Genomic DNA, 18,382 nt, shown 5'->3' with positions numbered 1-18,382 from the left:
GAAACACCGGTCAGAGCTGAAAAGCCCCCACGATCAGTATCTTCCAGCTAAAAGGACACTTGACGCATAACCTAAGATCTCCACCCACTCGACCAATACGAGGCATTTGACGCGCTTGCGAAACAAGGCAAGGACGTGGCCGACATAGCGGCCCGTTTCGGCACGACCGAAATCGTCGTTCGCAAGCGGCTGGCCCTCGCCCGCGTGTCGCCGGTCCTGCTGGGGCTTTACCGCAAAGAGGACATCAGCTTTGCGCAGCTATCGGCCTTCACCGTCAGCGATGACCACGAAAGGCAGGTGGCTGTTTGGAACTCGCTTTCTGCTTGGAACCGTGAGCCCCACTCGATCAGGCGCGCCCTCACAGAGGAAATGATCCCCGCGACGGACAAACGCATCCAGTTCTTAGGCGGATTGGGGGTCTACGAGGATGCCGGCGGACCGGTAAAGCGCGACCTTTTCGATGACCGCAATGCCGGTTACGCTTTGGATTTGGCTTTGGTTGAAAAGCTGGTCGCCGAAAAGCTCGAGGCAGCCGCCGCGACTGTTCTCGCCGAAGGCTGGAAATGGATCGAATGCTCCGCGACCGCGCCCGTCGGCTATCATGCGATGAAACGCCTCTACCCGAAGCCAATCGCCCTTTCTAAGGATGATCAGGCTGCGCTCGATGCCGCACAGGCGGAGTATGACGAGCTTGCGCAATCAATTGAGAACGGCGTGGCCGACGACGAAGCAGAGACAATGCTGGCGGACGTTGAAAAGCGGATCGACGCGCTCAATGCCCGAACCGAAGCCTTTGGCCCCGAGGCATTGCAACAGGCGGGGGCATTCGTTTTTCTCGACTATTACGGGCGGCTTGCCATCGAGCGCGGTTTCGTAAAGCCCAACGAAAACGACGAGACAGAGGACGGGAACAATGATGGTGAGCGGCTGCCGAGCGGCAAGGGCACGGCAGAACCCAAGGTTCCCACCGTCAGCCCCTCGGCTGCGCTGATCGAGGACCTGACGGCTCACAAGACCGCCGCGCTGCGGATCGAATTGGCCAACAACCCCGACGTGGCGCTTGTCGCCGTGGTTCACGCCATGCTGTTGCGCGTGGCCTACCCCTATCATTCGGAGCAGAGCGCCCTCCAATTGTCGCTGACCCATGAGCGTTTGGAGCCGTCGATGAAGGACGCCGAAAGCTGCAAGGGGCTTACCGCCTTTAACGACCTTGCGGACAACTATGGTCATCACCTCCCCGGCAATCCCGCGGATCTGTTTGACTGGCTGATGGAACAACCACAAGACACCGTGCTTTCGTTGCTGGCCTTTGGGGCGGCGCACTCTGTCAACGCGGTAGAGAAGAAGTTCACGGATCGGAAAAAGGGCATCGAGCAGGCGAACCAGCTTGGCCGCGCGCTCAAGGTGCACATGCAGGACTGGTTTGAAACAACGGCCGACAGCTATTTCAAGCACGTCAATCGGACGACCATCGAACTTGCCGTCGCCGAGGCAAAAGGCAGTGATGCGGAGCTGTCGGTTCGCGCTGCCGCCAAGAAATCCGAAGCGGTAACGATCGCAGATCGTGTTGTCGCCGGAAGCGGCTGGCTACCGTCCCCTGTTCGCTTAACATCGCCCGGGGTGGACACTGAAATCGAAGCCGGGCGCAACCCTGACGACAATCAGTTCCCCGAAGCGGCTGATTAACGTCAGTCGCGGGCCGGTCACGTTCTTCTCTCCGTGATCGGCCTTCCCGCTGTCGAAGCCGATGATTAGGAGCCGGGGTCGACCTGGCTCTAACCCATGTCGAGGGGAGGCCCAATCCCCCTCCCCTCGCGCACCCCTTCCCACCCCTGGATTTCCGATTCGGACACTGAATCCGCATCAATGTGCTTCGGATTTTGGCCGCCGTGAAAGAGGGCATCGTTTGCGAATATTGCAGAAAATTGCCGGAAAACCAGTCAATTGTGGTGGGGTCTGGTCGCCTTGGTAGCCATCTGATGGCTCGCGTTGTTGCGCCAATATGCTTTCTGCCGCTATGTTTCCGACGCAGCGGAATCGGTTCGCATGCCGGCTGCGAAACGATCATTATTTGGAGAGATGTACCCGACCAGAAAAGAAAAACCGCTCCCGAAAAAATTCCGGAAGCGGTCTGCGAGTCAATAATTTAGCCAAATCCTTTCTCGCAGACCCTCCCTTCCCTGTCAACGATGAATGCACCTTTTCGGTGAACGGCGAAGCTTTGCCTGGTCTCAGAATGGAGACGAGGAATGGGGGAAACCCAAATGAATCTGCGGCCCTCCGGCCGCCGGATTACGCCGCAGCGCGCCCATTTCCGCCGATTGGCGGAGTCGGCAGAAATCGGGACGGTCACGCGCGCCCAGTTGGCGATACTTGTTCAAAGCCTCCCATGCGTTGGCTTGATCAATGGAACGGAAAGCCATCTGCTGTTAGCTCTGGTCAACACGGCCCAGGCCGATGCGTTCGACAAGTCAGGCCGCCCGATCATATTTAAATCCAATCAGCAGTTGGCTTTCGAAATCGGACGATCGGTCGGCCGCGTCAGCCGTATGTTGTCGCGGCTGTTCGACGCCGGCCTGGTCACCATGCAGGATAGCGGCAATTACAAGCGCTATCCGATACGCAATGCCCAAGGCGAGATCACGGGCGGATGCGGGATTGATCTGCGCATTTTGATCGTTCGATATGCCGAACTCGATGAAATGGTTAGGCGTGCGCGTGCGGAGAAGAAGGCCGCAGATGCGGCCTTGCGGCGTTACCGGGGCGCGCTTCGCAACGCGCGCCAGGCCTTGGCGACCCCCGCTGAGCAGTCCCGGCGCGTTGTAGGGGTGATCGAGGGCCGCATCGATCGCGTCGCCGATCTTATTGGGATCGCCGGAAAGGCCCCAAGCCGCAATCTGCGCCGGGCAACAGCCCTACTGGAGTGGTTCGTCGACCGGTTAATGCAGCTTCCGCGTCGATCAGAAGAAGGGCAAAAGACGCAGAATATGACATGCCCGCATGTCGAAAACGGCATGCACAAACAGACTACAACCCCCTATCCTCTTGCAAATAGTAACGATGAACGGCGTTCGGCTGCCGCCGAACAACTCAATCCGGTCAGGGCTGGCTCCGCCAGCAAATGGGCTTTTGAAGAAAGCCTGGGGCGACGGCGGAGCGAAATCAACCAGCCACAGCGCTTGCCGCAGACAATGGTCGCCTTGCGAGACGTGCTTAGGGCGTTGCCCGCATTGAAGACCTACGGGTTTACGCCCGCCACCTGGGGAGACCTGGCGCGGGCCATGCCGCTGATGTGCCGATTTGCCGGGATCTCCGAAGATGCCCGGCGCCGAGCAATCGATCTTATGGGAGAACAGCAAGCCGCCGTTGCGGTCGCTGTGACGCTAGAGAAATACGACCGGCAGGACGTCAAGTCGCCGGGAGGTTATTTGCGGGCCCTTACGGACCGCGCCGCCGCGGGCGAATTGCATCTCGCCCGCTCTGTTTTCGGGCTCGCTGCCCGAAACTCCATGGAGATTAGACATTGAAACGTAATGCTTTACCGGCGTTTTTCGCCATTCTCATGGTCATTGGTAGTTCGGCCGAAGCCGCCGACCTTTCGGGCCGCGCCCGTGTCATTGATGGCGATACCATCAACATCCGAAACCAGCGCGTCAGGATTGCGGCCATTGATGCCTGTGAACGCGATCAGACGGGATTGAGAGACGGAAAGGTCTGGCGCTGTGGCGTCGCAGCCCGGAGCTACCTCAGCAAAATGATCGACGGACAGCATGTGCGCTGTGACATCATCGACCAGGATCAGTATCGGCGCCTGGTCGGCCAGTGCTTTCTCGGCGACATCGATATCGGGCTTGCGATGGTGAAAGCCGGGATGGCAGAGGCAATGTTGCGGTATTTGCCGGCGACCCACTCAATCAGTGAGGTCGAGTACGGCCAAGCCGAGAACGGTGCCCGCGACAATGGTCTCGGCATATGGTCCGCCGAGGTCGAAAGCCCGCACGTCTATCGCCGGGCCAAACGTCCGTGATGCCGTGGCTCTGGAATAGTCAGTATCGGGCAACGGCGGATTTGCTTCTCTGCGCCAAATTGCTTCACGTTTCTAGTCGAATCGGCGGATAAACTGTTGATATCGCCGCAATCGTGATTAATATTGATGCAGAATTTGCGGTTGTATGTCGCTGGAGAAACGGGGAAACGTTGCCAGAGAGGTTCAAGCCACACTCCTCTGATGCGGTTGCTTGTGACGCTCGTTCGCACGTCGACGCGAATTTGCGCAAAGCCGGACGCCGCAAAAATTTCCCCGCCTTCGGCTTCCTCGCGAGAACCAAATTTTCGCGCCGTCCAGCTTCCTCCGCTCCGCTCCGGCCTGCGGTGCCCATCGCTAACCGCCGTGCCGTCTGAACGATCATCGCAACCGCAAAAGAGGAGTGAAAGACATGAACATCACCAACTACATCCAGTTCGAAGGCGACGATCTCGCAACCGCAAAGGGCAGCGGCCTCATCTCCACCATCGACCGGGACATGGACATCAAGGTCGTGCCGTTCGACTCGGACAATGAAAAGGCCCCGACGCACCGCGTCTACGCCAAATCACCGCGCGGTCACGATATCGAGGTCGGCGGCATCTGGAAGAAAGACAACCAGGAGGGCAAGCCCTACTTCACGCTTTCGATCCGCAAGCTCCGCTACAATGCCAATCTCGGCCGGTTCCCGGGCCAGGACGACGCCTCCCTGCAGGCGATCATCGAGTGGGACGCTCGCGATTGATCCGCTCACAGCGCCCGGCAACCAGCCGGGCGCATACCCGGGAAAGGCCGGAAATCCAGCAAAATGCTGGATTTGCAGCATTATTCCTGCTAGGTTTCCCGTAACTGGAGATTTGCCCATGAACATTCATTCCCGCCGTCCGGACCGTTCCGCGGAAGCCGTCGAAAAGCGGCGCAAGGCTGCGGAGCAGGCACGCGCTGCCAATGTCCGGCAGGGCTATGTTGACGATCCCGTCCTCGAGGCGGCGACCGCCCGCTATGTCGCCGGCGCCATTACCACGGAAGAGTTTCGCGAAGAGATGCTGGCGCGCTTCAAGCGCGCCTGATCTTCGATCAATGAATCGAACAAGCCGCCTGCATTCCCGGGCGGCTTTTTTCATGAGGAATCGATTGGCAAACGAGCAGCCAAAGGGCTCTTACACCTACCCCGACGTTTCAGGTGATCCTGATCGCACGGGGGTCTTGCGCAACAAGTTGGGCCTGACGACACATTCAGAATTGCGGGTGGCCGAATACGCGCTGGCCAACATCCGACAGATCGAGATAGCCGAGGGACGTGGACCAAACGGCAAATTCGACGCTGCCCATCTGAAGGCGATTCACGGGTATATTTTTCAGGACGTTTACGAGTGGGCCGGGCACACGCGCAACGAAACGCCGATCGTCGACGGCGAGCGTGTCGAGCCGATCGGGGGCTTGTCTAAGGGCGGCACTTCGTTCCTGCCGGGATCGCGCATAGAAATGGGCTTGGACGAGGCCTTGAAGCCGATCCGAGATCCGCAAGCACTGCGCACTGCCACGCCTGAGCAATTTGCCGAACGCGCCGGCAAGGTCCTTGCCGAACTGAATTATGTGCATCCGTTTCGCGAGGGCAACGGCAGAGCGCAAGAAGCCTTCATTTCCGAACTCGGGCGCCGCTTCGGGCAAGAGATCGATTTTTCCGTTATCAGCAAGCCACGGATGATCGACGCGTCGATCGAGACCACGAACGACCCTTCGAGCGATGCGATGAAGCGGGTCGTGCAGGACGCTTTGGATCCTAATCGCCGTGAAGCAATTCGAGCGGCATTCGCGGATTTGAAAGACTGCGGCGAGGAGCCCCTTCACCATAATGTTCGCACCGCCTGGACCGGAGAGGAAATCACCGGCACGGTTCTCGGAGCTGACGACCGCGTGGCGAGCCTCGTCACCGAACGCAGCATCGTCGTTGCCGATCGCGCCGATTTGCCCGAAAATTTGCCGGACGACGAAGAAATCACCTTTACCGCCCAATCGGACTTTTCCCAGCTGGGGCGAGAACGTCTGGCCCGAGAGGTGCAATCGCAGCCGACGCCGGCCGGGCAGCCACAGCAGGACCAGAATCTTGATCTGAAGGCCATCGAAGCGAACTTGGCAGCGCAAAGAAGCCGTGAGCGCGATGACGAGAATCATGGGCGGTGAGGAACTTCGGCAGATTTAAAGCTGTGCCCGCCGGCCATGATGGGCAGGCGCCAATGTTCTGCGCCCTCTCCTTCCGTCGGATGATTGACGGACAAGCTACGATAGCCCCTCCCCCATGCAACCGCTGGCGCGGTCCTCCTCTCCGTTGCGACCCTTTGGGTGCATGGGCTCGCTTCGGCCATCTCCGTTTTTTGCCGTCAACCAACGGAAGGAGACGGCAATGCAGAACATCAAGGACACCTACCAGCGCATTACGGATGCGGTCATCGAGCAGCTTGAAGCCGGCACCAAGCCGTGGATCCGCCCCTGGCGCGGAAACAGCCGCGGCTCCCTCGTTCCGCGCCGCGCAACAGGCGAAGCCTATCGCGGGATCAACGTCCTGATGCTGTGGCTTGCAAGCGAGTGCGCCGGCTACGAGGAAAACACCTGGCTCACCTACCGCCAGGCTCAGGAATTCGGTGGCCAGGTCCGAAAGGGCGAAAAAGGCGCCCTGGTCGTCAAATACGGCACCTTCGCCCCCAAGGAGCGCGAGGACGATGACGATCGCGGCATTCCCTATCTCAAGGGCTACACGGTCTTCAACGTCGAGCAGATCGAGAACCTTCCGCAGGAGTTCTATCGGCCGGCCGAGGCGCTCCCGACGACGCAGGTCCCCCACCTTGAAGCAGTCGAAACCTTCGTCCGCAACACCGGCGCGGTGATCATCTATGGCGGCACGACCGCCTGCTTTCGTCCCACCCTGGACGACATCCTGTTGCCCGAACGGGCTCGCTTCGTCGATGAGGTTCATTTGTACTCGACATTGCTTCACGAAATGTCGCACTGGTCAGGTGCAAAGCATCGCCTTGATCGTGACCTCAGTGGCCGGTTCGGCAGTGAAAGCTACGCCGTCGAGGAGCTCGTTGCCGAGCTTTCCGCTTCATTCCTCTGCGCCGACCTTGGTGTCGCACACGACCCTCGGGGCAATACAGCGAGCTACCTGGAGAGCTGGCTCAAGGTGCTGAAGACCGACAAGCGAGCGATCGTGTCCGCGGCCGCCAAGGCTCAGGCTGCGGCTGATTACCTGCACGGCCAGCAAAGGGCCCACTCGCAGTGAGGCCCGGGAAAAGAATTCTACCTGAGCAACGCACTAGCGGCGAAACCTGTTTTGGCATAGTCGCTAGCGCTACCGTGGACCAATCCACCAGCGCAGCCGAAGCGAGAAATGGCGCGTGCATATTCCACATTCGAGGCGCCACGTAATTCGTCCAGTTCCTGATGCAACAGCGATAGCTCCGAGTTACTCAAATTGGGTGCGGCGCCTCTTGGTCCCGAGCCGTCACGTACTCCAAACCATTGCATATTCAGCATAAATTTGAGTTTTGACGGCAGTCAAAACGACAGTGCATAAGCTGTTCGCTCCTATTCCCATCTGCTGAGAATCGGCATCATTTACCAGTGCAGGCTCGCAAAATGCCGTTAACCTTTTGTTAACCCTATTTTCCTTGCCAGTATTTGAGAATCGGAGATAATGACGGCATTTCGCTGAAAACAGTGATTTTACCGACATAATGGCCTGAGGCACAATGAACGCGTTCACATCGCTACCCTCGTTCGAGCTGGACGACAAGATTTTGATGCAGGGGGCGGAAATCTCCCGCAGGCTGAATCAGCTGCGGTTGGAGAACTTTCCACCTTCTGCGAAGAAGACCCTGCGTCCGTTTTCGGTTGCCGAGGTTGCTCACTATCTCGGAGTTACACCGAGCAATCTGAAGCGGCTCTATCTGGACGGTAAGGGACCAATCCCGACCACAGTGGGGAGCCGGAAACAATACACCGCCGAGCAGATGTGGGAGCTTCGGCATTACCTCGCAGAGACCGGGAAGAGCGAAGCCAAAAAATACGTGCCCCAAAGGAAGCCGGGCGACAAGCTCCAGGTGATCGCCGTCGTGAACTTCAAGGGTGGGTCCGGAAAGACGACAACAGCCACTCACCTCGCCCAGCACCTCGCACTCACGGGACACCGTGTTCTTGCCGTCGATCTCGATCCGCAGGCATCACTATCGGCCCTGCACGGTTACCAACCAGAGCTCGATCAGAATCCCTCGCTCTACGATACGATCCGATACGATGATCAGCGTAAGCCAATTGCGGATATTATCCAGCCGACCAATTTCCCCGGCCTCGACATTATTCCCGCGAACCTCGAGCTTCAGGAATACGAATACGACACGCCACTCGCCATGCAGGCCGGTAGCGAGGGGAAGAGGTTCTTCACCCGGTTTGGAAAAGCGCTCTTAGATGTAGACGAGCGCTACGACGTCGTGGTCATAGACTGCCCCCCGCAGCTCGGCTATTTGACGTTGACTGCGCTAACAGCCGCAACGTCCGTGCTGATCACCGTTCATCCGCAGATGCTCGACCTAATGTCGATGTCGCAGTTCTTGCTTATGCTCGGTAACATTACAAAGACGATCAAGCAGGCCGGCGCTGATGTTAGGTTGGACTGGCTCCGTTACCTCGTCACCCGCTTCGAGCCCCAAGACATCCCGCAGGTGCAGATGCTCGGGTTCATGCAGAGCATGTTGGCTGAGGAAATTCTGAAGACGCCGATGGTGAAGACGACCGCGATCTCCGACGCGGGTCTTACCAAGCGCAGTCTCTATGAACTGGATCGCTCGAATTTCACGAGGGGAACATACGACCGCGCCATCGACTGCATGGATGCCGTGAATTTCGAGATTCAAGGTCTCATCCATCGAGCATGGGGGCGGATGTGAATTTGTTGACTGCCGTAAAAGCCGACTTTCTCGTGAGAGAAATCAAACGTTTAAACAAATTTCGAGGATAGCAATATGGCTCGGAAGAACCCGTTCATGAATGTCATGAGCGACACAACGCCGGACGAGACAGTGATCCTTGACTACACGGTCAAGGGAGCCTCGAAGTCGCTGATGCACTCGCTCGATGATCTGGCCGCCAAGGCAGATCGGCTTCTCGAAGGAGAAGCCGTGGTCGAGCTCGATCCCGATAGCATTGATGGCTCATTCGTTCGCGACCGCCTTGAGGACGACGAAGCGGATTTCAATGAACTTCTGACGGCCATCAGGGATCGCGGGCAAGACACGCCAATTATGGTCCGGCCGCATCCGTCGGAGACCGGCCGCTATATGGTGGTCTTCGGGCATCGTCGCCTTCGAGCTGCCAGGGCGCTCAAGCGCAAAGTCCGCGCGGTCGTCAAAGACCTGAAGGACCAGGATCACCTCGTAGCGCAGGGTCAAGAGAACTCCGCTCGGGCAAATCTGTCGTTCCTAGAGAAGGCACTGTTCGCGGCCGAAATCGCCCGCCGTCAGTTCGACGGTGACAACGCGATCACGCTCTCCGCGCTGTCCATCGACCGCGCCACCTTGTCGAAGATGCTTGCGGTCTCGACCATCCCAAAGGATGTCCTTGATAGCGTCGGGGCGGCCAAGGGAATTGGCCGAGATCGCTGGTATGAACTTAAAATTCTCCTGGAGCGGCCATCGACCCTGGAGAAGGCGGTAGCCTTTACCCAATCGGATGAGTTCAAGGCTAAGGTCGGAGACGACCGCTTCAATGCTCTGCTGGCCCACGTGAAATCGATCGGGAAGCAGCCGCGGGCTAAGACGGCAAAAACTCAGAAATGGGTCTCGGACGACAAGTTCGTATCAGCCGATCTCAAGAGCGACGGCAAGACCTACACAGTTGCTCTCAAGGCAAAGGATGCAGCGGGCTTCGGCGAGTACATCGCTGAGAACCTGAGTGACCTGTATCAGTCCTATCGGAGCCAGAAGGATCAACAAGGAGAGTAGACCGCAAAAGAAAAAGGCCCCCCAAACGTTTCCGTCGTGGAAGCCTTCCTCAGATTTGTAGCAAGATCGAGAATCGCATTTCCACGAATCCCCGTCAAGAGTCTTGGCGCCGTTTTGGTGAGCAGATTTCTTTTGCCTTCTGAAAGGTGAAGAAAAATGCAGGTTGGAAATGTGACGACGCCCTTTGGGCGGCGGCCGATGACGCTTGCCTTGGTCAAAAGGCAGTTCACTACAGCCCAAATCAAGCCAGGCAAGACAGCCGACAAGTGGAAAGTGTTTCGCGACGCTTCGGAGGCGAGGGCGCTTCTCGGTGTTCAGGATCGAGGCCTAGCCGTCCTCGATGCATTGCTGACGTTCTACCCGGACGTAGAATTGTCGCAGGATCGGGCGATGATCGTATTCCCATCGAACGCGCAGCTTTCAGTGCGCGCGCACGGTATCGCCGGCGCCACGCTGCGACGGCAGCTGGCCGCGCTTGTTGATGCCGGTCTGATCATACGCAAGGACAGTGCCAACGGGAAACGGTACGCGCGCAAAGACCGCGCTGGCGAAATCGAGGAAGCCTACGGCTTCGATCTGTCGCCGTTACTCGCGCGAGCTGAAGAACTTGCGCAATTGGCCCAGCAGGTGGCCGCCGATCGAGCGCACTTCCGGCGCACCAAAGAGAGGGTCACCGTCTGCCGGCGCGACGTGCGTAAGCTCATTTCAGCAGCCATGGAGGAGGGCGCTTCTGGCGACTGGGGCGCGATCGAGGCGATGTATATTGAGCTTGTTGGCCGGATTCCCCGCACACCGACCATTGGTGACCTCACCGCGATCCTCGACGAAATGGAAATGCTGCGGGCGGAAATCCTCAATCTGCTGGAAATGCAGATGAATTCCGAAAATATGAGCTCCAATGATGCTCCAGATGAGCGTCACATACAGAATTCAAATACCGAATCCATCCATGAACATGAACCTAGCTCAAGAAATGAGCAGGGGGCGAAACCTGAGACAAAGCCGGCGCCCAAGCACGAGCCGATAAAGGCGTTCCCGTTGGGTATGGTGCTGCAGGCCTGCCCAGAGATCATGATGTACGGGCCAGGCGGGACCATTTCGAGCTGGCGCGATCTGATGGCGGCCGCCGTCGTCGTTCGATCCATGCTCGGCGTGAGCCCGAGTGCCTATCAGGATGCCTGCGAAGTGATGGGGCCTGAGAACGCGGCGGCGACGATCGCCTGCATTCTCGAAAGGGCAGGGCACATCAATTCCGCCGGCGGCTATCTTCGGGATCTGACGGCGAAGGCGCGGCGAGGGGAGTTTTCGCTCGGGCCAATGCTGATGGCACTGATGCGGGCGAACGCTTCGGTCATTCGGAAGGCTGGCTAGCTGGCTCGGAGACAGATCTATGGGCTGGCTGCTGCACCTAGGTCTCCGTCAGATCCCATAAAGTTTACGGATCCCGCAAGCCTCATAATTTTGCCGGATCGTGATCGTTGAGGGTTTAGGGGAGAGACGTGGGAGCGCAATCAACGCCGCAGCCTGCCTCGTCGTGTCGACGAGCTGGTTCCTTGGGCTTCGAGCTTCCCGTCCTTCAACTCCACAAACAGCGCGTGCTCCTTCGCGAAGGTCTGTCCAACTCGCTGCTTCTGCGCTCTATCTTGGGTGACGGCAACGGCAAATGATTGAGTTTCCGCTCCGCATCCAGTAATTGTGTGGGATGCTTCCGTTAGGGATTGATAATGGATTTGGACGGATTATTCGGAGAGTGTCTCCCATACCAGCGATCGGCTTCGGACGCAGAACTCGGAGTGATGTCGCGGAGCGTGCAACTCCTGAACAACACCACGGCGCTGTTCTTGAAGAACTATATGGAGACCACAAACGGCCTTCGGCTGCCGGAAGTGGTCCATTCGACCACTCCGATTCTGTGGTTGGTTGATAAGGATGGATTGATCAGGTTCGCCATGGAGGAAGTAGTCTCGAACGATACCGGCGCTCTCAACTACATTCTCCCGCGCAATGGGCCTGCGCTGCGTGACAACGAAGTCCGCCTTGGACACCCGGCCCTACTCGATCCTGTGAAGCCAGGTGACACCAAAGCGGCGAGAATTGGCGGCGAGATCATCTATGATCCAAGCCCTAACTCGAACATCCCATGGGTTCTGACCAACGCCTCTGGTCGTTTCGGGAAAAGACCCCATATAACCCGGGCACACCTGGAGAATGTCAAGGAAGTCTTTGCGCAGTTCGGCATTCCGCTGAGAGCCTTTTTCGTCCATACTCCTGCCAGGCGTGGAGAGAGTTGATGGTGAACATTGCTTCTTTGAGGCCCTCCGATATCGAAAGACTGAGTGGCGGTCCGCTATCTCCGGAAGATAAGAACTCTATCCTTTCGAGCCTTCAGACGATGCTCAGCGAAATCCAGTCGGACGGCGGCGCGGATAGCGATCGCATCTACATGGCTGCTCAAATGCTGGATATGGCAAACGTCTGGGATCAGATACCCAAGGAGGATCTGGCGAAGGCAGTCTCGGACGCGCCGGAGTTGGCTATCAAAGATTTGCTCGAGGGCTTGCCGCACGACTATGCCAGAGAGGTTTCGTATCTAATCCTCACCGAGGAAAAACCGCGGCCCCGCTTGAAGGACGACGCCTATTGGTTATCGCACTTTTACGGTGGCGACACTCACGAGTCGGAACAGGAACTACCTTTGATCTATACGAAAGGTCGCAGTCGCCTCTTGCAACTGATGAAGCGTTACGCGGGGAATAGGCCCGTCCGAGATTTGGGCGGGAGTGAGCCCAGAGTTGCGATAATTCCTGTGGGGCCCAAGGCCAAACTATGGGCTGGAGGGGGTCTCGGATGGTATCTCAGCAGCGACGATGAAGACCACGGTTACGATTTCCCGTGGAAAGAGCACACTATCGATCGGTAGCCTCCTTCTGACATTATTCACTTTGACTCCGCTGGAGTTCCGGCGATCGAGGGAATGCGGCTGGTACAGTCATGATGACAGCGTGTTAGGATTCGGTGCAGTTCGGAACTCGTGAAATTGAGTTATGGAAGAAGCCGTGCGGCTCTACCGTTTCGCCTGGTGGCGCTATTGTAGTAGCTAGCAGCCTGTTGCACCGAGCGATGGCGCGACTGCTCCATCGCTTCCGAAAGGGGGACTCCTCTATTCGAGGCTTCGGTGAGATATCCTGATCGCAGGCCGTGCGCGGAATAGTCTTGCGGTTCCAACCCCGCCATCGCTGCCCGCTGCTTGACAATATCATTGACCGCTTTTGGATCGAGCGCCCTGCGCGAGATGTTGCCCCAGCGATCGATTGCTCGAAAGACGCTGCCCCCGTCGATCTTTGCTACAGCCAGCCAGGCGTTCAGCGCGTCAACCGGCCGGCCGGTCAGATAGACAACCTCGTCCTGGCTGGCGCCGGAATTCTTGGTGCGGCCGAGATGAATGGAAAGCGAGGGGAGGGGAGGGCCGTCCTCGACGGAAACCGGTGCTTCGATCGTCAGCTGCTCCTTGCGTAGGCCGGCGACCTCGCTGCGCCGGCGGCCGCCAGAGGCAAAGGCAACCATCAGAATCGCCCGATCTCGGATATCCCGCAGGCTGTCGCCGCCACAGGTCGCCAGGAGTTTGGTCAACACGTCGCCGGTGACCGCCTTGGCGCTCTTGCGGCGGCGTTGCCGCGGCACGGCGCGCACCGCCAGGCGGATCGCTGACTTCAGGGCAGGGGTGGCGAAGGCGCCGTCGACGCCGCGCCACTTCGTCAACGTCGACCAGTTTGCCAGCCGCCGGCGTACGGTGTCTGGCGCATGCGGACCGGTCGTCCTGAGAACCCCAAGCCGGCGTAGTGCGTCAGCGACCTCGGTCGGCATCCCATGTTTGGGGTCGTTCTCGCGGCGTTGAGGATCCCAGAGGTGGTGGGCGACGAACTTGAGCAGCAGCGCTTCAGGCGCCGGCCAGGGGAGGGGATTGTCGGTCGCCGCCATCGCCCAGGCCTCGAGGTAAGCCAGATCTGAGGTCAGCGCCCGAAGGGTATTGGCGCCCATGCCCGCGTTGACAAGATGGCGGAGAGTTTCGACATCCTGGTCGGTAAGTAACTCTGCGAGCTTGTCGCGCCGCTCATGTGGCAGCACCGCCGCGATTGTGTCGAGTTCTTCGGCACGCTGCTCTTTCGGCAGCTTCATGGAGGCCGCTTTTCCCATCAGCGATCACCTCCAAGCGCCTGTCCAAGCAGCTTTTTGAACTCACCGTAGTCAGCTAGGCTCATCCTGTACTGCAGTTCGCCTTGTAGCTTCTTAGCACCTCTGGTGAATCGCGACGTCGTCATGACAAGGCCTGACGTAGCGCGACCTGCCTCGACGACGCCATTCAACGCGCGGATCACCTCGACGCCCACCGGGTCCGTTGGGGAGTACTTCTTGCATTCGACGAAAGTCAGAACAGTGCCTATATCGCTCCGCTTAACGATGATCAGGTCCTTGCCGCCGTCATTGATTGCTGGCGTGAGCTCGACGGTGTAGCCCAGGCGCTCAAATAACTCTGCGCAAATCTCCTCGAAGCGGCGCGGTGGGAGCTGGAATAAGGTGTCGGGTTCGCGCTCAACGAGTTTCAATATGAAATCGTTCACCTCGCGAACGTCGGTGATGAAGCGCTTGCCAGCATTTGAGCGAACGTTAAGGGGGGCTCCGTAGACATCCACTAAGCCCGGTCGACTGAAAGATCGTAAGGCTTCAACGACTCCCGCGAGATCTCCCCACTCCCCCACCATTTTTACCAATAGTGAGGCGATCAGCGGATTGCCATCAGCAAGATCGATCAAGGCCTGGGGTGGGTGAACATCGCTGCCGAGCGCAGTTCGGAACATTTCGACAATCGATGGCCCGTCTAACGGCTTTATCGCAAGCCGATCGAATTCCAGACGATCTCCCTTGGGCCTCGTGGTGATCAAGGCATATAGATCCTGCCTCGAGCCGAGCGCATCTCTTAGGAACGGGATTGCCCATTGATGGTCCGGAGAGACCTCGTCCAGTCCATCCAGGACAAGTAGGGCGGGCCCGCCCCCTAGTTCCAGGGATCTGCCGATGTTGCTCCAGCCTGATCGGTATTGAACTCCTCCCGGGAAATCGTCGGCGAAGGCTTTGGCAAACTGGCTGGCCAGCATGGTCTTGCCTGTGCCGGCTGCGCCTTCGATAACGACAGCGCGATGGCGGCTCGCCGCCAATAGATGTCGTAGCTCGGCAAGCTCGGCCGTTCGCTCGATAAACGGGCTCACGATGAGGTCTTTCCACCTCTCTTCCAGCGCTTTCATCCAGGTCTCCTTCCGCTGGGTTCCGCCTCTGAATATTCAAATTCCGCGATTTGGACGCTGAAATCAATCACATCCGATAAGCATTACTTATCGGAAGTGAGAAGGGCAGTCAGCGATCATCGGTGGTGAAGAACTCTAACTTTCAGATAGAGTTCGTTTAGCAAATCGTTTACCATGATTTCAATGTCTTACGATCTCGCGACGTTGCCCATAAATGCCCTGCTGCGGCCAATCTCGGACGCCGGCATCGCGCTGGCCCGCCTCGACGAGCGCATTGCTCGTTCTCCGGTCGGCGCGGGGTGGATCGAGAGGATGCATTTTGCCGATGCCTGCGCTTCACTGTGGATCGACGGCGAGCTGGTGCATCTCGAAGACCTCGTCCTCCATGACGCTACTAAAGATGTCCGTACCCCCACCCACGAACTGACTATCGCCCGCGACGTTCTAAAGACGCGCCGCCGCATCGCGGCGCAGCCGACCGGCTGGGCGCTCAGCCCTGAAGGCCTCCGCAGCCTCCGCGGGCAGGCACCGCCAGCGTCGCATGGCGCCGACAGCACTGTCGCGATCGACGCCGTCGCGCCGGATGTTGGCACGGTCGGAGGAGGGGAGGGGGAGGAAGACGATGATGCCGGTCCGCTTGCGGAAGAATTCGCTGCCATCGATGCGGTGCTCGCTCGTTCCGACGCCGCCATCGAACAAGCAAGAGCGCCCAGGCTCGCCGGCGCTCGCGAACGAGATCCGCTGGTCTACGATCTCGATTGGGACGAGGACGAACGCTTGGAGGAATGGCGTGGGATCGTTCGGCAGACGCAAGATCTGCCGGCGGTGCTGCAGGCGATCGTCGCCCTCGATGCCTGGAATTTTTTGTCCGTCCTGCAGCATGCGTCCTGGCTCGGCCGCCTGCTAGCCGCCGCAATCCTGCGGCAGGCTGGCATCACGTCAGGCGCCCATCTTGCTGCAATCAATCTCGGCCTGAAAACCATCCCCGTCGATCGGCGCCGGCATCGCGATCGCGAGATCCGGCTGCTCGCCATTGCCCAAGGGCTGATCGGGGCCGCCGAGATCGGGATGAAGGAGCATGACCGGCTGGCGCTGGCGCGACAAATGATGGATCGGAAACTGGAGGGACGTCGGATCTCGTCAAAACTGCCAGAATTAGTCGAACTGGTTATGGCAAAGCCGCTGGTGTCGGCTGGCATGGTCGCCAACACGCTGGACGTCACCCCGCAGGCGGCGCGGCGGATTGTTTTGGAGCTCGGTCTGCGCGAGATGACGGGGAGGGGGAGGTTTCGGGCGTGGGGCGTGCTGTAACCTACCGCTCCGGCGGCCTTGAGGACGCGATATGCGCAAAGACGTCTGCGATATCCTCGAAGGGGGCGAGGCTGGGTTCAGGGGGCGAGCTCGCCGTATGAGAGTTCGACTTGAGCGACCGCGCGATGAAGTCAGATCAAAATGCAGGGCAATAACATGAAATCAGATCCCGGAACACGCGGCCAAAACGAGCTGGTGGGATGGTGCGAGCCAGAGCATCTCATTGCGCAGAAGCCAGACCCAGATCGGCTGGGTTGGGATTTTCTCCTCGAAGCAATTCCAGATCACTCCACCGATCGTCCTCTCGACCAGCAAAATTCGCTGCCGAAATTCCTGATCCAGGTCAAGTCAACCGAGCAACATTCAAGAGCTCCTCGCATAAAGCTGTCCGCCTTGAAGCACCTCGTTGACGCCGACTTGCCGGCGGCGATAGCCGTCCTCTACTATAAAAAGGGCGCAAGGCGCTCAGTTAAACGGCTGCTCGTTCCCATTGATGATGGCGTGATTGCCGATACTTTGCGTGCCGTTCGAGAGCAGGAGGCGGCCGGAAACAGAGCGATTCATACTGTCAAAGTTCCAGTTCCGTTGGCGCGCGGTGTCGAAATCGGTCCAGATGGAGAAGGGCTCGCTGCGAGCCTCTACAACATGCTCGGTAGTGACCCGACCAGCTATGTCAGCCGTAAGATTGATTACCGGGAGAATTGCGGGTTCGACGACGAGCCTACGGTTGGCCGGTTCTTCATCCCGGGCGAAAATGCGCGTCATAAGCTCGGGGAGCTTTTTCTTGGCGGGCATCGCGAACTCGAAGTTAACGACCTCACCATCGAGCGGCGCCGATTCGGCATTCCTCTTAAGAATGACCAACTTTACATTCGTGATGCCATCCTAGCGATGGATGCACCGCCACTTTCGTCTGCCTCGATCGAGATTGAATCCTCCTCCGGAGAGTGGATGGCGCTCAGCGTGGATGTCTTCATTGCTCCACCTTTCGGAGACAGCAGCAAGATCCGTTTCGCAAATCGCTTCTTCGAGCTCAAGCTCGATTTTGAGCAAGGCTGGGCTGGCATCGTCTTCAACTATGAAGGAGAGCGCGACGTCGAACTGACAGAAGCTGTCTCAATCGTCGAGCTTGGCGCAATCCTTGCTAGGGAAGTGAAATCGGTCACCATTCATTTCGGCGAAGCGCGAGTGCCGCTCGAAATGTCATCGGACAAGGGTCCTTTTTCGCATTGGATTCCTGTCGCGCCGGTGCTGCGGCGCATCAGTGATGCTATCGAGAGATCTCCGCGTCGTGCTCGTCGCCAGATAAGATTATCGTCATTCTACGAATGGGTAGAAAACAATGCCGAGCTGTTGGCTCTCGGCTCGACACCGGGAGTGAACATGTTCTTCCCCCGATGGGCAGATGATGCGTTCGTTGATAGCCAAGAGGTGATCTTGGTGCCGATGTCCGTTGATATCGGCAGAGTTTTGTATTCGGCGCTCGTGGAGGTGCCGATTGTTTCGATATCCAGGTCCGACAACGAGATCAAACTGATCGGCGGCCAGCCAACGATCGTAGATGATGTCGTGCGCGCGTGTGGTTCAAATATCTCCGATTTTATAGATTTAGCGGTTGAGAAGTCACGCAGGCGCCGAAATAGTGACGGCCCGGTTTTCGTTTCAGGGGGCTTTGAAAATTGGACAAGCAGCGCCAAACGCAACTGACATCGAGCCGATTTCCATCAGCAACGTGTCTCGCCGACCCCCTT

General features: G+C 58.3%; 16 protein-coding genes. 14 read left to right on the top strand and 2 right to left on the bottom strand.

Annotation, left to right across the window (positions count from 1 at the left end; genetic code table 11):
• The first annotated feature begins 135 nt into the window (after window positions 1-135).
• From C1A35_RS34185 to C1A35_RS34130, 12 genes are all read left to right on the top strand, one after another.
• Window positions 136-1,686, top strand: coding sequence for a chromosome partitioning protein ParB (locus tag C1A35_RS34185; protein WP_234823118.1), 1,551 nt, complete (start codon window positions 136-138; stop codon window positions 1,684-1,686).
• Window positions 1,687-2,249: 563 nt separating this feature from the next.
• Complete coding sequence (gene repC / locus C1A35_RS34180; RefSeq protein WP_104668675.1) at window positions 2,250-3,527, top strand: plasmid replication protein RepC; 1,278 nt, start codon at window positions 2,250-2,252, stop codon at window positions 3,525-3,527.
• 35 nt (window positions 3,528-3,562) lie between these two features.
• A complete protein-coding gene (locus C1A35_RS34175; protein WP_104668674.1) occupies window positions 3,563-4,027 on the top strand; it encodes a thermonuclease family protein in 465 nt (154 codons plus the stop codon).
• A gap of 409 nt (window positions 4,028-4,436) precedes the next feature.
• Window positions 4,437-4,769 carry a DUF736 family protein gene (locus C1A35_RS34170; protein WP_104668673.1) on the top strand — a complete coding sequence of 111 codons (333 nt, stop codon included), beginning with the start codon at window positions 4,437-4,439 and terminating at the stop codon, window positions 4,767-4,769.
• Window positions 4,770-4,887: 118 nt separating this feature from the next.
• Window positions 4,888-5,094 carry an antitoxin VbhA family protein gene (locus C1A35_RS34165; RefSeq protein ID WP_104668672.1) on the top strand — a complete coding sequence of 69 codons (207 nt, stop codon included), beginning with the start codon at window positions 4,888-4,890 and terminating at the stop codon, window positions 5,092-5,094.
• Between the two features lie 64 nt (window positions 5,095-5,158).
• A complete protein-coding gene (locus C1A35_RS34160) occupies window positions 5,159-6,208 on the top strand; it encodes a Fic family protein (RefSeq protein ID WP_104668671.1) in 1,050 nt (349 codons plus the stop codon).
• A 220-nt stretch (window positions 6,209-6,428) separates the two neighbouring features.
• Window positions 6,429-7,304, top strand: coding sequence for an ArdC family protein (locus C1A35_RS34155; protein ID WP_104668670.1), 876 nt, complete (start codon window positions 6,429-6,431; stop codon window positions 7,302-7,304).
• A gap of 469 nt (window positions 7,305-7,773) precedes the next feature.
• Window positions 7,774-8,967: a plasmid partitioning protein RepA gene (gene repA, locus C1A35_RS34150; RefSeq protein WP_104668669.1), complete on the top strand. Its 1,194-nt coding sequence runs from the start codon at window positions 7,774-7,776 to the stop codon at window positions 8,965-8,967.
• A 75-nt stretch (window positions 8,968-9,042) separates the two neighbouring features.
• Window positions 9,043-10,020 (top strand): plasmid partitioning protein RepB, encoded by a 978-nt coding sequence (gene repB / locus C1A35_RS34145; RefSeq protein WP_104668668.1) that lies wholly within the window; start codon window positions 9,043-9,045, stop codon window positions 10,018-10,020.
• Window positions 10,021-10,176: 156 nt separating this feature from the next.
• The gene (gene repC, locus C1A35_RS34140; protein ID WP_104668667.1) at window positions 10,177-11,391 is read left to right on the top strand and encodes a plasmid replication protein RepC; all 1,215 of its coding nucleotides are present in this window, start codon (window positions 10,177-10,179) and stop codon (window positions 11,389-11,391) included.
• Window positions 11,392-11,828: 437 nt separating this feature from the next.
• A complete protein-coding gene (locus C1A35_RS34135) occupies window positions 11,829-12,311 on the top strand; it encodes a hypothetical protein (RefSeq protein ID WP_158665244.1) in 483 nt (160 codons plus the stop codon).
• Window positions 12,311-12,940 carry a hypothetical protein gene (locus C1A35_RS34130; RefSeq protein WP_104668665.1) on the top strand — a complete coding sequence of 210 codons (630 nt, stop codon included), beginning with the start codon at window positions 12,311-12,313 and terminating at the stop codon, window positions 12,938-12,940. The genes C1A35_RS34135 and C1A35_RS34130 overlap by 1 nt, the downstream gene beginning before the upstream one ends.
• A gap of 122 nt (window positions 12,941-13,062) precedes the next feature.
• Here the strand turns inward: C1A35_RS34130 and C1A35_RS34125 are convergent, their stop codons facing one another.
• Both C1A35_RS34125 and C1A35_RS34120 read right to left on the bottom strand, forming a co-directional pair.
• Entirely contained in the window at window positions 13,063-14,196 is a 1,134-nt protein-coding gene (locus C1A35_RS34125; protein WP_104668664.1) for a site-specific integrase, read from the bottom strand.
• Between the two features lie 17 nt (window positions 14,197-14,213).
• Window positions 14,214-15,320, bottom strand: coding sequence for a restriction endonuclease (locus C1A35_RS34120; protein WP_104668663.1), 1,107 nt, complete (start codon window positions 15,318-15,320; stop codon window positions 14,214-14,216).
• 174 nt (window positions 15,321-15,494) lie between these two features.
• Here C1A35_RS34120 and C1A35_RS34115 point away from each other — a divergent pair, with 174 nt between their 5' ends.
• Both C1A35_RS34115 and C1A35_RS34110 read left to right on the top strand, forming a co-directional pair.
• Window positions 15,495-16,631 carry an RHE_PE00001 family protein gene (locus C1A35_RS34115; RefSeq protein ID WP_104668662.1) on the top strand — a complete coding sequence of 379 codons (1,137 nt, stop codon included), beginning with the start codon at window positions 15,495-15,497 and terminating at the stop codon, window positions 16,629-16,631.
• A gap of 156 nt (window positions 16,632-16,787) precedes the next feature.
• Window positions 16,788-18,338, top strand: coding sequence for a hypothetical protein (locus tag C1A35_RS34110; protein WP_104668661.1), 1,551 nt, complete (start codon window positions 16,788-16,790; stop codon window positions 18,336-18,338).
• Window positions 18,339-18,382 lie beyond the last annotated feature (44 nt).

It is taken from the genome of Ensifer adhaerens, assembly GCF_002940685.1.
In the GTDB taxonomy this organism is placed as follows: Bacteria; Pseudomonadota; Alphaproteobacteria; order Rhizobiales; family Rhizobiaceae; genus Ensifer; species Ensifer adhaerens_E.
Note: the sequence above shows the minus strand (reverse complement) of the source record. Positions and strands in the feature narration are given on the sequence as shown.